Origin of the sequence: Microcystis sp. M179S2, from assembly GCF_020245805.1 — a bacterium.
GTDB lineage: Bacteria > Cyanobacteriota > Cyanobacteriia > Cyanobacteriales > Microcystaceae > Microcystis > Microcystis aeruginosa.
Genome location: NZ_JADBUE010000131.1, coordinates 1 through 12978, shown reverse-complemented (window position 1 = coordinate 12978; position 12978 = coordinate 1). Strand labels below are relative to the sequence as shown.

The 12978-nt window shown below is 42.7% G+C and carries 12 protein-coding genes and 1 pseudogene; 8 read left to right on the top strand and 5 right to left on the bottom strand.

Features of this window, described 5'->3' with window-relative positions; translation table 11 throughout:
• A pseudogene (locus IM500_RS07655) lies at positions 1 to 314 on the bottom strand (RNA-guided endonuclease TnpB family protein); the annotation flags it as partial.
• A 708-nt stretch (positions 315 to 1022) separates the two neighbouring features.
• Here IM500_RS07655 and IM500_RS07650 point away from each other — a divergent pair.
• Both IM500_RS07650 and IM500_RS07645 read left to right on the top strand, forming a co-directional pair.
• Positions 1023 to 1223 (top strand): NblA/ycf18 family protein, encoded by a 201-nt coding sequence (locus IM500_RS07650; RefSeq protein ID WP_002791926.1) that lies wholly within the window; start codon positions 1023 to 1025, stop codon positions 1221 to 1223.
• Positions 1224 to 1356: 133 nt separating this feature from the next.
• A complete protein-coding gene (locus IM500_RS07645; RefSeq protein WP_287738067.1) occupies positions 1357 to 2238 on the top strand; it encodes a universal stress protein in 882 nt (293 codons plus the stop codon).
• 283 nt (positions 2239 to 2521) lie between these two features.
• On the opposite strand, the gene arsC is transcribed toward IM500_RS07645, so the two are convergent.
• The 4 genes from arsC to IM500_RS07625 form a co-directional block, all read right to left on the bottom strand.
• Positions 2522 to 2920: an arsenate reductase, glutathione/glutaredoxin type gene (gene arsC / locus IM500_RS07640; RefSeq protein ID WP_159292536.1), complete on the bottom strand. Its 399-nt coding sequence runs from the start codon at positions 2918 to 2920 to the stop codon at positions 2522 to 2524.
• Between the two features lie 23 nt (positions 2921 to 2943).
• Entirely contained in the window at positions 2944 to 3591 is a 648-nt protein-coding gene (gene arsH, locus IM500_RS07635; protein ID WP_287738066.1) for an arsenical resistance protein ArsH, read from the bottom strand.
• 9 nt (positions 3592 to 3600) lie between these two features.
• On the bottom strand, positions 3601 to 4746 hold the full coding sequence (arsB, locus tag IM500_RS07630; RefSeq protein ID WP_287738065.1) for an ACR3 family arsenite efflux transporter: 1146 nt from the start codon (positions 4744 to 4746) through the stop codon (positions 3601 to 3603).
• Between the two features lie 125 nt (positions 4747 to 4871).
• Positions 4872 to 5210, bottom strand: coding sequence for an ArsR/SmtB family transcription factor (locus IM500_RS07625; RefSeq protein WP_287629075.1), 339 nt, complete (start codon positions 5208 to 5210; stop codon positions 4872 to 4874).
• A gap of 174 nt (positions 5211 to 5384) precedes the next feature.
• Here IM500_RS07625 and psb30 point away from each other — a divergent pair, with 174 nt between their 5' ends.
• From psb30 to IM500_RS07595, 6 genes are all read left to right on the top strand, one after another.
• Positions 5385 to 5504 carry a photosystem II reaction center protein Ycf12/Psb30 gene (gene psb30, locus IM500_RS07620; RefSeq protein WP_002736367.1) on the top strand — a complete coding sequence of 40 codons (120 nt, stop codon included), beginning with the start codon at positions 5385 to 5387 and terminating at the stop codon, positions 5502 to 5504.
• A 284-nt stretch (positions 5505 to 5788) separates the two neighbouring features.
• Positions 5789 to 7345, top strand: a complete 1557-nt coding sequence (locus IM500_RS07615) for a M16 family metallopeptidase (RefSeq protein ID WP_287738064.1) — start codon at positions 5789 to 5791, stop codon at positions 7343 to 7345.
• A gap of 64 nt (positions 7346 to 7409) precedes the next feature.
• Positions 7410 to 8858, top strand: a complete 1449-nt coding sequence (locus IM500_RS07610) for a M16 family metallopeptidase (RefSeq protein WP_190721568.1) — start codon at positions 7410 to 7412, stop codon at positions 8856 to 8858.
• Between the two features lie 73 nt (positions 8859 to 8931).
• Complete coding sequence (locus tag IM500_RS07605) at positions 8932 to 9159, top strand: UPF0175 family protein (protein ID WP_190721570.1); 228 nt, start codon at positions 8932 to 8934, stop codon at positions 9157 to 9159.
• A 497-nt stretch (positions 9160 to 9656) separates the two neighbouring features.
• Positions 9657 to 12101: a phosphoenolpyruvate synthase gene (ppsA, locus tag IM500_RS07600; RefSeq protein ID WP_190721572.1), complete on the top strand. Its 2445-nt coding sequence runs from the start codon at positions 9657 to 9659 to the stop codon at positions 12099 to 12101.
• 228 nt (positions 12102 to 12329) lie between these two features.
• Positions 12330 to 12638, top strand: a complete 309-nt coding sequence (locus tag IM500_RS07595; protein ID WP_190721574.1) for a hypothetical protein — start codon at positions 12330 to 12332, stop codon at positions 12636 to 12638.
• The last annotated feature ends 340 nt before the right edge of the window (positions 12639 to 12978 follow it).

Below are 12978 nucleotides of genomic sequence, written 5' to 3'. Positions count from 1 at the left end.
TTTTTGAACCGAGGAAACCCCTTTTTTCCCGGTATCTTAGCATGACAATTATGGTAAAACCTAGTAATTGATTGCCAGGCTCTATCAGCAGCCGATTGACGAGCTTGAGAGTTTAATTTATTAACCCATGGTGTCTCTTTATTGTTAGCTAGTACCGCGCAAAGTTTTTGGAGATCATTGCGGGTTGTCCCTTGATTGGACCGCCAATAACGAACACAAGAATTACGCACAAACTGAGAAGTTTTGATAGCTTCATCAAGCCGGTGATATTGCTCTGGTGTTCCGTTTTTTAGCTTTGCTTCTACGACTAGCATCTAACAATCCTCGACCCTTGGCTAAGTTAATTATAACACAGTTTACCCACAGATGGTGGAATTAAACCGATGCTCTGCGGTTGATATTCTGGTCGGATTTCATCCCCCGCAAAGCTGAGTATCTTGTCGAAAAATGTAGCGGGGGCATTCATCCGACATTTTAGGTAAAAACTTGTGCGACATTCCGTGCCTGTATGCTGATTTTTTTAAGGCAAACAGAGCTAAGGAGGATGTTTCCCAGCGATAAGCTTGTAGTTTCTGCACGATAGCGGCTGTGTCCGTCAATTTTGACTATCCTTAACGATTTCAACGAGAGGGACGGGATCTAGGGGTTACGTTTTTAGCTTTTAACAGGCCCAACCATTCAGCTTACCCGATTTATGTCGCTCTCTTCGATTATTACAGAATGTTTACACAATTTGTCAAATATTTTCTCTCGCTCCGGGCTGCCATGGAAAAAATAAGTATAACTACTTAAGTATTTGTTCACAGTAAGCAAAATTTTATTAAAACTCTTGCTAAATGTATCATTATATGCTTCTTTCCTTTTGGCGGCGGGGTATCCTAGCTAACGGGAGGGAAAAAGCAAAACCCCCTCTACAGATACATTGACACTTTGTCAAGTATTTGTTACATTAGTTAAAAAAGGTGATACCCATCACCCATCTCGCTTGTTATCAACCACTGTCTTCATCGAGGAGGAACACCATGTCTCAACCGATCGAACTTTCCTTAGAACAACAGTTCAACATTCGTTCTTTTCAGACTCAGGTAGAAAAAATGAGTCAGGAGCAAGCGCAGGATTTCCTGATCAAGCTCTACGAACAAATGATGGTCAGAGAAAATATGTACAAAGCTTTTCTCAAACACCAGTGGGGTCTAGATTCTAATCCCTGGGCTTCCCAATAACTCATTTCACCCCTGCGGGCGACCTCTTTCTCCAGCTGGGTTTCTGCGGAAACGAGCTAGGGATGCGGGGCGCATTTCTTCACCTTTTTAGCTATTCTTAGGGAAGGATAACCGAATTGCTAGGGGTTAATTTATGTTCGAGCGCGCTTTGATCTGTACAGATCTTTTCGATGGTCTCCATCGTCTTGTCCATTGTGTGCCACACTTAGCCCTGAGCGGCTTAAAACAAGTTATCTTCCTCCACAGTATTCCAGTTTGGGAACAACCCACCCTAGCTGCCGTAGATCAAGCGAAAATTGACGCAGCCAAAGAACAATTATCCCCAGCTTTAGCAAATATTCCCGCAGGTATGACAGTTATTGTCGAAATCTCTAACCGTCGTCCCGTGGATGCCGTGCGGGAAATCCTCGCTCATCACTCTATCGACGTGATTTTGATGGGAAATCCCATGCGCGGTGCTGTCCAAGAAAAATTATTCGGTAGTACCAGTTTAGCGATCGCAGGTATTACCGATATTCCGCTGCTGATTTTCCGACCGCAATTATTATCAGTTTATACTCACGATGAATTAGCCCTGCGCTGTCAGCATCTCTGGAAACATTTATTAATTCCCTACGATGGCAGTCCCGACGCGATTTATCTAATTGAACAGATAGAAAAATACGCTCAAACTCGCTCCCCTGGCTCTTTTGAGCAATGTCTTCTCCTCCGGGTAGTGGAAAATATCAGTCGCGATCCCGGTGTCACCGAATACCGTTTAAATGATGCCCGTCGGGAATTAGAATCGGTGCAAGCGCGACTAGAAAAACTCGGTTTGCAAGTACAGAGCGAAGTGCGATCAGGAACACCTGTATTAGAAGTTTTGACGGCAGCAGAAGAAAACGATATCAGTGCGATCGCTGTGGCCACCTGCCATCGTTCTAATATGTTGGAATGGTTAGCCGTGCGTCGGATTAATGAAGATATTCTTCATCAACTGTGGTTCCCCTTATTATTTTTCTCCCCCAAGGGATAAGCTAGAAAAAAAGGCTCTCTTGGTTTAGCTGGGTTGGATAAACCACAGAGACACAAAGAACACAGAGAGGAAGACAGATTCGATCAGTAAATCTATCACACAAACCACAAGAGAGCCGAAGATTTTTTTGGGAAATTAACTTAAGTAAGTAGTTATAATTAAATTAAAAATAGATTTTCCCTCTGATCCCCCCTGCCCCCCTTGATAAGGGGGGTGCCGATAGGCGGGGGGATCCCCCCTTAATCCCCCCTTAATAAGGGGGGTGTCTGACAACTTTTAACAACTACCTACTTAACTGCTCGATTAATCCGATAACTTTAGCCTTAATTTCATCGCGAACTCGGCGAAAAGTTTCGATAGGTTGACCATCGGGATCATCAATTAACCAATCCTCGAAAATTTCCTGTAAAACCCATCCTTCCGGCAGATTGACACCGCAACCACATAGGGAGATAACGGCATCGTAATCTTCGGGATTAAAATCCCTAATTGGTTTAGAAGTTTGGTCAGTAATATCGATACCAATTTCCTGCATAACTTCGATTGCTCCGGGGTGAACTTTGGCCGCTTCTAATCCGGAACTTGTGACGGCAATTTTACCCGCGCCTAAAGTTTTAGCGAAACCTTCGGCGATTTGGGAACGACAGGAATTTTTTCTACAGGCAAACATAACTTTTTTCATGATTTTAACTCCTAGAAATTGATTTAATTAATAGCTTTATGGGCAATTGTGGCTATTTCTTGGGCGGCTTTTTCTTTCCTTTCACTATAGCGATCAGTCAGATCATCTACCTGATCTCGCAGGAGAATAGTAAACTTATAAAGTTCCTCCATTACATCAATAACCCGATCTCGATAGGGGGAATCTTTCATCGTGCCATCCTCATGAAACTCCTGATAAGCTTTAGCCACAGAAGATTGATTAGGAATAGTAAACATTCGCAGCCAACGACCAAGAATTCGCAGAGTATTAACCGCGTTAAAAGATTGGGAACCTCCGCTTACTTGCATGACTGCTAAAGTGCGGCCTTGAGTGGGACGAATCGCACCAATACTTAAGGGAATCCAATCAATTTGGTTTTTGATAATGCCGCTAATATTGCCGTGAAGTTCGGGAGATGACCAGACTTGACCCTCGGACCATTGACTTAATTCTCGTAATTCCTGTACTTTGGCATGAGTATCGGGAACACTGCCATAAATCGGCAATTCACGGGGATCAAAAAAGCGCACTTCTGCCCCATATTCAGTGATAATTCTGGCCGCTTCTTCTGCTAATAAACGACTGTAGGAACGTTCCCGTAAAGAGCCATACAGAAAAAGAATCCTGGGTTTGTGAGTCGATTGGATCATGGTGAATAATTATTTGTAAGGACTCAAGCAACGAGGATCGAGAAGGGTGGCTTTTTCTGGATCTCTGGGAAACCAAAAGGCGGTTTTTTTACAGAACTCTACCAACATTAACATCACAGGTACTTCAATCAATACCCCCACTACTGTCGCTAAAGCAGCCCCCGAATTCAATCCGAATAACATCACCGCAGTGGCGATCGCTACCTCAAAATGATTACTAGCACCAATTAAAGCAGCCGGAGCCGCATCTTCGTAAACTAAATTGAGTTTGAGAGCGGCCACATAACTAAGAAAAAAAATCAGATTAGTTTGAATAAACAGGGGAATAGCAATCAGGAAAATATGCAGGGGATTACTAACAATTAAATCGCCTTTGAAAGCAAAGAGGAGGATTAAGGTTAACAATAAGGCAGTGATTGCCACAGGACTGAGATAGTGAAGAAAACGCGATTCAAACCAGGCCCGTCCTTTATGTTTAAAAATCCAGTGACGGCTATAAATACCAGCAATAAGCGGTAAACCAACGTAGATTAACACAGAAAAAACAATGGTCTGCCAAGGGACTACAAAATTATTAGCTGCCAGTAACCATTTACCTAGAGGAGCGTAGAGAAAAAGCATCGCTAGGGAATTGACTGCTACCATAATTAGGGTATGACCCTGGTTACTGTAGGAAAGATAGCCCCACATCAAGACCATAGCCGTACAGGGAGCAATTCCTAGTAAAATAGCTCCAGCAGTGTAGGAACTAGCTAAACTTACCGTCTGTCCTCGGATAATCTCCGTTTGACTCAACCAAGGCAGAAATAGCCAGCCGAGAAAAAATTGAGCCAGCGCCACCATGGTAAAGGGTTTGATCAGCCAATTAACCACTAAAGTTAAAATAACTGGTTTGGGAGTACGGGCAGCCCGAAGAGCTTGAGAAAAGTCGATCTTAACCATGATCGGATACATCATGAAGAAAAGACAGATGGCGATCGGAATAGAAACGTTATAGATACTCATGGCATCTAAAGTCTGCGCTACGTCCGGAAATAACCGACCGAGGGCAATTCCCGCCAAAATACAGAAAATAACCCAAAGGGTAAGATATTTTTCAAAAACACTAAGGCTACCACCAGCTTTGGCGGCTTTAGGATTGATTTGATTAGTCATCGCACAAAGGTGGAAAGAGAATAATGGGAGATTGGGTAATCCACCTTTATTATTTCAAAAAAAGTTGATATGTCAAGAGTAAAAGCCAGTCATAAAGCTTTAATATTTCTAAAAATCTTGATCGGTTACTGATTTTCCTCGCAGAAACGAGCGGGGACGAGGGAACTAAAACGACGATATTCCGATAGATATTCTTCTAGGAGAAGAAATTGAGATAGATTGAGGCTGTAGTAGATCCAACGACCCTCTTGACGACTGCGGACTAAATTGGCTTCTTTTAGCGTTTTTAGGTGAAAAGATAATTTAGATTGGGCGATATCAAGATGGTCGCGCAATTCACAGACGCATAATTCCTGATGTCGCAAAAGTTGCAGAATTTGCAGTCGCAGGGGATCCGAGAGTGCCTGAAAACCAGTATAAATCCGGGTTAACGAGTCGGGAGATGTGGCCAGAGAGTTGAACATTGAGATTGCCCCTAGTGGGAAGGAAATAGGAAAGCGGGAAAATTCAGAATTGCAACAAAACTTTATGTATTTTTGTATCGAATCAGGAAAACCAGCGAATCATCCCCTGTATGATAGACAATGGTTTTGACCAGATTAGCCTTTTAAATCATTGTAAACAGGTTAGGAGACATCATGGAATTATTTGCGGCTCTCAATTTAGAACCCATTTTTCAACTCACCTTCGTGGCGCTAATCATGTTAGCTGGCCCCTTTGTCATTTTCCTACTAGCTTTTCGTGGTGGCGACCTATAAAAACCGCCTCCCCCCCATTGTCAATCGTGCTTTTTTTGACTTCTCTCCTCTTTAGGGAGAGATTTTTTGTCTAAAAGTCAGGAGTCAGGAGATAGGAGTCAGGAGATTGCTTTTATTTATTCTCCCCACTTCCCCACTTCCCCACTTCCCCACTTCCCCACTTCCCAATTCATAATTTATAATTCATAATTCATAATTCCCACTCCCCCTCTCCTAACAATCGACTGCTAAGATCGAAGATAGCGATCGATCTCTCGCTCCCACGATACCTGATAAAACTATCCATGATCATTAAAAATAACCCCTATTATCGGGCTGTAATCGGCTTTTGGGTCGCTTTCCTTGTGTTTTGGGGTTTTGGGAGTTTCTCACCCCTTCTTGCCCAAGCGAAAGAGCAATCAGCCGATGTGCAATCGATTACCCCCTACCTTAAGCAATTTCAACAAAAAATTACCGAATTTCGCCTCGATAACGGAATAAAATTCATTATCCTAGAAAATCGCAATGCCCCGGTTATTTCCTTTGTCACCTATGCGGATGTGGGAGGTGCCGATGAACCGGACGGGAAAACAGGAGTTGCTCACTTTTTGGAACATTTAGCCTTTAAAGGCACAAAAACCATCGGTACTACCGATTATCTTAGCGAGAAAAAAGTCCTCGATCGCCTTGAAGCTATAGACAAAGAACTACAAGCGGCCAAAAAAGCAGGTAAAAGCGCAGAAGTGGCTAAATTAACGGAAGAATTTCAAAAAACTAAGGCAGAGTCCGAGAAATTCGTCCAACGCAACGAATACGGGCAAATCGTCGAAACTCAGGGAGGAGTCGGTTTAAATGCCACCACTTCCAGCGATGCAACTAGCTATTTTTACAGTTTCCCGTCGAATAAATTGGAATTATGGATGTCTTTGGAATCGGAACGATTTTTAGAACCGGTGTTCCAACGGGAATTTTACAAAGAAAAAGACGTAATTCTGGAAGAAAGACGGATGCGGACGGATAATAGCCCCTTGGGTTTATTAATCGAAGCTTTTCTCGATCAAGCTTATACTGTCCATCCCTACAAACGTCCCGTTATCGGCTACGATCGAGATATTCGCAATCTGGAACCCTCAGATATCCAAAACTTTTTCGATAAATTTTATGCTGCCAGTAATTTAACCATAGCTATCGCCGGAGATGTGGACCCAGAACAGGTCAAACAGTTAGCTGAGGTTTATTTTGGTCGTTTTCCCGCTAAACCGAAACCCCCACAGGTGAAGGTAGTAGAACCGAACCAAACCAAAACAAAGGAAGTTACCCTAAAATTAGCCTCGCAGCCTTGGTATTTAGAAGGATACCATCGTCCCGCCCTCAATCATCCCGATCATGCGGTTTACGAGGTTATCGCCACTTTAATGAGTGAAGGAAGAACTTCGCGACTGTATAAAGCTTTAGTGGAGGACAAACAACTTGCCCTCGCTGCCCAGGGATTTAACGGCTTTCCGGGGGATAAATACCCGAATTTGCTGTTATTCTATGCTCTCAGCGCTCCTAATGTCAGCCTGGAGGAAGTAGCGCAGGGTTTGAATTTGGAATTGGAAAGATTGAAAAATGAACCAGTTTCAGAACAGGAATTAGAACGGGTTAAAAATCAACTACGGGCAGCCCTATTAAGAGGACTTGATTCTAACATGGGCATGGCGCGATCCTTGATTGAATACGAGGTAAAAACCGGCGATTGGCGTAATTTATTCGCCCAATTAGATGCTTATAATGCTGTCACGGCAGCCGATATTCAACGGGTGGCTAAAGAAACTTTTACCCCCGAAAATCGCACTATTGGCCGAATTTTACCAAAGTAAAAAGCGGTGAAGTTTGCTTTTTGCTCCCTCTTATCTATTCCTTCCGATAATTTTGACTCAAATCATGAAAAAACGCTTACAATGGCTAGGTTTAATCCTGATCACCCTGATAGGTGTCCTCGCTTTTCGTTCCCCGGCAATTGCCCAAACCCCGCGACATTTTACCGATTTAACTTTTCCTCCCCTTCCTGAAGTTACAGTTCCCCAATACGAACGTTATCAACTAGATAATGGTATGGTGGTTTATTTAGTGGAGGATCGGAGCTTACCTTTAGTGAGTGGTACGGCGATGATTCGGACAGGAGGGAGATTAGAATCCGGGGAAAAAGTCGGATTAGCCGATATTACTGGAACCGTGCTGCGTAGTGGTGGCACGGAAAAACATCCTTCTAATGTCTTAAATCAATTATTAGAACAAAGAGCAGCCCTAGTAGAAACCTCGATCGATCTTAACTCTGGAACTGCTAGTTTTAGCGCTCTTAGTGAAGATTTAGAAACAGTTTTTAATCTCTTTGCCGAGGTTTTGCGTTCCCCAGCTTTTGAAAGTCAGAGGGTAGAATTAGCCAAAGTTCAGGAAAAAGGCGCGATTGCCCGACGTAATGATGATCCTGATGATATTGCTAGTCGGGAGTTTAAAAAGCTAGTCTATGGTGATAATAGCCCCTACGCTCGTACTGTAGAATATAGCACTTTAGCTAATATTGACCGTCAGGATTTAATCGATTTTTATCGTACCTATGTCCGTCCCGACCAAATAATTTTAGGAATTGTCGGTGATTTTGATTCTCAGTCGATGAAAGCATTAATCAATAAAACTTTTGGCGATTGGAAAAATCCCGCAACTGCCACTAAAATTGTCACCCCTTCTGCAACCCAAAAAAATCTTCAAGGTGTCTTTGTCGTCAATCAACCCCAATTAACCCAGAGTAGCGTTTTATTAGGTCATCTTGGGGGTCGTTTGGATAGTCCCGACTATCCCGCTTTAACGGTATTAAATGAGATTTTAAGCGGTTTTGGTGGTCGTTTATTTAATGAAGTGCGTTCCCGTCAAGGATTAGCTTATTCTGTCTATGGTGTCTGGAATAGTCGTTATGATTATCCCGGTTTATTTATTGCCGGAGGTCAAACTCGCACCGATGCCACCGTACCTTTTATTAAGGCAATTTTAGGCGAAATCGAGCGCCTTCGTAATCAACCCGTTACTGCCAAAGAATTAGAAGATGCTAAAAATGCTATTCTCAATTCTTTTGTTTTTAAGTTTGAGAAACCTGCTCAAAATTTATCGCGATTGATGACCTATGAATACTATGGTTATCCCCAAGATTTTATCTTCCGTTATCAACAAGCGGTAAAAGGGGTGACAATTGCCGATATTCAACGAGTGGCCCAACAATATCTACAACCGAATCAAATTGTGACTCTTGTGGTGGGTAATGAACAGGAAATTCAACCTCCCTTATCCAGTTTGGGAACTACGGTTAAAACTGTTGATGTCACCATCACACAAATATAAATAAATCTAGGTTGGATGGAGCTAAACTAGGTGAAATCCAACCTAGAAAAATGAGATAAATATAACACGAGATATGACTTTACAACTCACCATAAATTATCCTGAAAATTTACCCGACTTTCTTCAAAAAACCCGCGAGGAATTCGAGAGAGAAGCAACCTGGGCTATGGTAGTAAAACTCTTTGAGATAAAACGTATTTCATCGGGTATGGCTGCCAATTTATTAGGAGTGGATAGGGTTAATTTTTTATTGAGATTGACCGATTTTGGCGTAGGGATGATTGACTTAACAGAAGAATAACTATTATCAGACCTTGAAAATGCCTAAAGCTAAATTACAGCCCTTCTCATAAAAAAAAGTATAACCTAATTTGGTATTGACTCCTGACTGCTGACGACCGACTCCCCAAAACGAAAACTTCCTAAGTAGGGAGGCACAATTATTTGTAGGATGGGTTAGCGGTACTGTAAACTATGCGGGCGTTGGGTTTCATGCTTCAACCCAACCTACGTTCATCCTATATTTAATTCCACCCACCTACTTATCTCACCATTGAGATAACTGCTGTAACTATTTTGAGATAACTAAGGCTATCATTGAGGAAAGTTACTGTTGAGACTCCTGATTAGTTTGTTAATTTTTGTGTTAAGTACCTAGACAATTAAACCCTTTAGAGATAGGGTGATCGTAGCTGAGTTTGCTATTATATAGTTTTGTAAATAAATATCAAACTCAAGGGTTTTTGAAGATGGTATGTCGCTAAACTGAAAGTATAAAGTACAGAGGTAAAAATACTTATGATGCTACTACAAGATGTTGCGAGAACCTCTAGAGAACAAGCATTAATTCTGTGGTTTGAAGAAGTAGACAGCAAAGACGTGGGATTAGTCGGTGGGAAAAACTCCTCCTTAGGCGAAATGATCCAACAATTAACCCCGAAAGGGATTAATGTCCCCACAGGATTCGCCACCACCGCTTACGCTTACCGTCACTTTGTCGAAAAAGCCGGACTAGACGCACAATTAAGACAAATTTTCCAAGATTTAGACGAAAATGATGTGCAGAACTTGCAAGAAAAAGGTAAACAAGCGCGCACATTAATCCTCAATACACCGTTCCCCGATGATTTAAGTCATGCGATCGCTATTGCCTATCGCCGACTCTGTGAACGTTATGGCGATGATCTCTATCATTCCATTGATGTGGCCGTTCGCTCAAGCGCCACTGCCGAAGACTTACCCGAAGCGAGTTTTGCCGGACAACAGGAAACCTATCTCAACGTGCAAGGGGTGAGGGGAGTTTTAGAAGCTTGCCATAAATGTTTTGCCTCTTTATTCACCGATCGCGCTATTTCCTACCGTCATCATAACGGTTTCGATCACTTTGCCGTCGCCCTTTCCGTCGGTGTCCAAAAAATGGTGCGTTCAGATCTAGCCACCTCCGGGGTGATGTTTTCCATCGATACGGAAACAGGGTTCAAAAATGCCACTTTAATCACCGCAGCCTACGGTTTAGGGGAAAATGTCGTGCAAGGAGCCGTTAACCCCGACGAATATCTGGTTTTTAAACCCACTCTTAAAAACGGTTACAAACCCATCCTCGACAAACGCCTCGGCAGTAAAGCCATCAAGATGATCTACGATGATGGAGGATCGCGTCTAACCAAGAATATCCGAGTTAACAAGCTAGAACAGGATCAATTCTGCATTAGTGACCAAGAAATCCTCACTTTAGCCCGTTGGACGACCCAAATCGAGGAACATTACTCGCAAGTGCGCGGAACCTACACCCCCATGGACATCGAATGGGCAAAAGATGGGATCACGGGAGAACTCTTTATCGTTCAGGCGCGCCCAGAAACCGTACAATCGCAAAAAGCAGCTAATATCCTTAAATCCTACGAAATTAAGCAAAGAAGTCAAGTTTTAGCGGTGGGACGAAGTGTAGGTGCAGCAATCGGTCAAGGAAAAGCCAGAGTCATCCTCAGTGTAGACAAAATCAACAACTTTAAACCGGGAGAAGTTCTCGTCACCAATCGCACGGATCCCGACTGGGAACCGATTATGAAACAAGCAAGCGCGATCGTTACTAATCAGGGTGGTCGTACTTGCCATGCCGCTATTATCGCGCGAGAAATGGGCATTCCGGCGATCGTGGGTTGCAATAATGCCACGGAAACGATTAAAACCGGTCAGGAAGTCACCGTTTGCTGTGCGGAAGGGGATGAAGGGAAAGTTTACCTCGGATTGCTACCCTTTGAAATTCTTGAAACTCCCCTGGACAATTTGCCCCAAACTCGGACAAAAATCCTCATGAATATCGGTAATCCTGAAAAAGCCTTCGCTTTTGCCGATATTCCTGCCCAAGGAGTCGGTTTAGCCCGTCTAGAGTTTATTATCGCTAACCATATTCAGGCCCACCCCAGCGCCTTGCTGAAATTCCACGAATTGGAAGAAGGAGACGTAAAAGACCAAATCGCCGAATTAACCAAACACTACGAGGATAAACCCCAATTTTTCGTCGATAAATTGGCCCGGGGAATTGCCATGATTGCAGCCGCATTCTACCCCAAAGATGTAATTGTGCGGATGTCCGATTTTAAATCCAATGAATACGCTAATTTATTGGGTGGCAAACCCTTTGAACCCAAGGAAGAAAACCCGATGATCGGTTGGCGCGGCGCTTCCCGTTATACTGATCCTAATTATCGCGAGGCTTTCGCTTTGGAATGTCGGGCGCTGAAAATGGTCCGGGAAGAAATGGGATTAACTAATGTGATTCCGATGATTCCTTTCTGTCGTACCCCCGAAGAAGGGATGAGAGTCCTTGAAGAAATGGCGAAAAATGGTCTCGAACGCGGGGTTGATGGTTTGCAAGTTTATGTGATGTGTGAGTTACCAAGTAATGTAATTCTTGCCGACCAATTTGCTCAGGTGTTTGACGGATTTTCGATCGGTTCTAATGATTTGACCCAATTAACCTTAGGATTAGATCGGGATTCTGCCCTAGTTGCCCATCTTTTTGATGAACGGAATGAGGGAGTTAAACGCATGGTGAAAATGGCTATTGAAACCGCTAAAGCCCATAATCGCAAAATCGGTATCTGTGGTCAAGCTCCCAGTGATTATCCCGAATTTGCTCAATTTTTAGTGGAATTAGGCATCGATTCCATCAGTCTTAATCCTGATTCGGTGCTGAAAACCATTTTACGGATTGCTGAGGTAGAAAAAGCCAAGGGTTAATCTGTCGTTCTGATCAAAGGGGTGTGTTATCTTATATTCGATTAATACACCCTTTGTGTCAAAAATTATGCTTGAAACCCATATTTGTACCAAATTTCAAAAATAGCTGACTTACCCGATACGCTCACCGTAGGGCTTTGATCATGCGGATTCATGACAAGGGTTTTGAAAAATGGTATTAGCAGGCTAAAAAAGTTTTAATCTCGTTATTTATTAAGGGTATTTGAAATGTCTAAACTAGATGATGACCTAGAACGTTATGCTAATGAAACCTTTACTAAGGGTGACATAAAAGCTGGTTTGAAGTTGATTAGCGAAATTACTGGATTAGTAGGTTTAGCTGGTCTGGCATTTACGGCAATAACTGTATGGATGCCAGGTTTAAATATTGTGATCCCAACAGGGACACTCATCTACGGTCTGAAAATGGCAGCCCAAAAGTATGCTGATATGAACGAGGATGAGCGAAAACAGGTAAGAGCAGTTGCTAGTTTAGCGAGAGGAGGTATTGACGGGATCAAACACTTTTTTTCTTAAACATGATCGTCGCTTTTTTCGTGCAATTATCACCAAAAATATAAATAAAATACCCCTAGTTTTTTGAGCTTGATTTACAAGGCTTTCAAAAATCGGTAAGATTAGATTATTGTCTAGAGCCTTTATTCTGTCGTTCTGGCTCTACCGAAGTTGAGAGGCATTATATTGATGGTGGCAGCAGTGGAGAAAGGACAATAGTTTAGTGATAAAGGTGGGCAAGTCCCACCTTTTTTTGTCTTGGTATGTTGACAATATTATACTAATACTAAATCCGTTGAGTAACGCACAGAAAACGGGTTTCTCGGAGAAACCCGTTTTCTGCTCATGCAAAAGGCAACCC

Bases quoted from the DNA above. Each gene is read 5' to 3' on its own strand.
- IM500_RS07650 (WP_002791926.1), top strand. From the start codon at position 1,023: ATGTCTCAACCGATCGAACTTTCCTTAGAACAACAGTTCAACATTCGT.
- IM500_RS07645 (WP_287738067.1), top strand. From the start codon at position 1,357: ATGTTCGAGCGCGCTTTGATCTGTACAGATCTTTTCGATGGTCTCCAT.
- arsC (WP_159292536.1), bottom strand. From the start codon at position 2,920: ATGAAAAAAGTTATGTTTGCCTGTAGAAAAAATTCCTGTCGTTCCCAA.
- arsH (WP_287738066.1), bottom strand. From the start codon at position 3,591: ATGATCCAATCGACTCACAAACCCAGGATTCTTTTTCTGTATGGCTCT.
- arsB (WP_287738065.1), bottom strand. From the start codon at position 4,746: ATGACTAATCAAATCAATCCTAAAGCCGCCAAAGCTGGTGGTAGCCTT.
- IM500_RS07625 (WP_287629075.1), bottom strand. From the start codon at position 5,210: ATGTTCAACTCTCTGGCCACATCTCCCGACTCGTTAACCCGGATTTAT.
- psb30 (WP_002736367.1), top strand. From the start codon at position 5,385: ATGGAATTATTTGCGGCTCTCAATTTAGAACCCATTTTTCAACTCACC.
- IM500_RS07615 (WP_287738064.1), top strand. From the start codon at position 5,789: ATGATCATTAAAAATAACCCCTATTATCGGGCTGTAATCGGCTTTTGG.
- IM500_RS07610 (WP_190721568.1), top strand. From the start codon at position 7,410: ATGAAAAAACGCTTACAATGGCTAGGTTTAATCCTGATCACCCTGATA.
- IM500_RS07605 (WP_190721570.1), top strand. From the start codon at position 8,932: ATGACTTTACAACTCACCATAAATTATCCTGAAAATTTACCCGACTTT.
- ppsA (WP_190721572.1), top strand. From the start codon at position 9,657: ATGATGCTACTACAAGATGTTGCGAGAACCTCTAGAGAACAAGCATTA.
- IM500_RS07595 (WP_190721574.1), top strand. From the start codon at position 12,330: ATGTCTAAACTAGATGATGACCTAGAACGTTATGCTAATGAAACCTTT.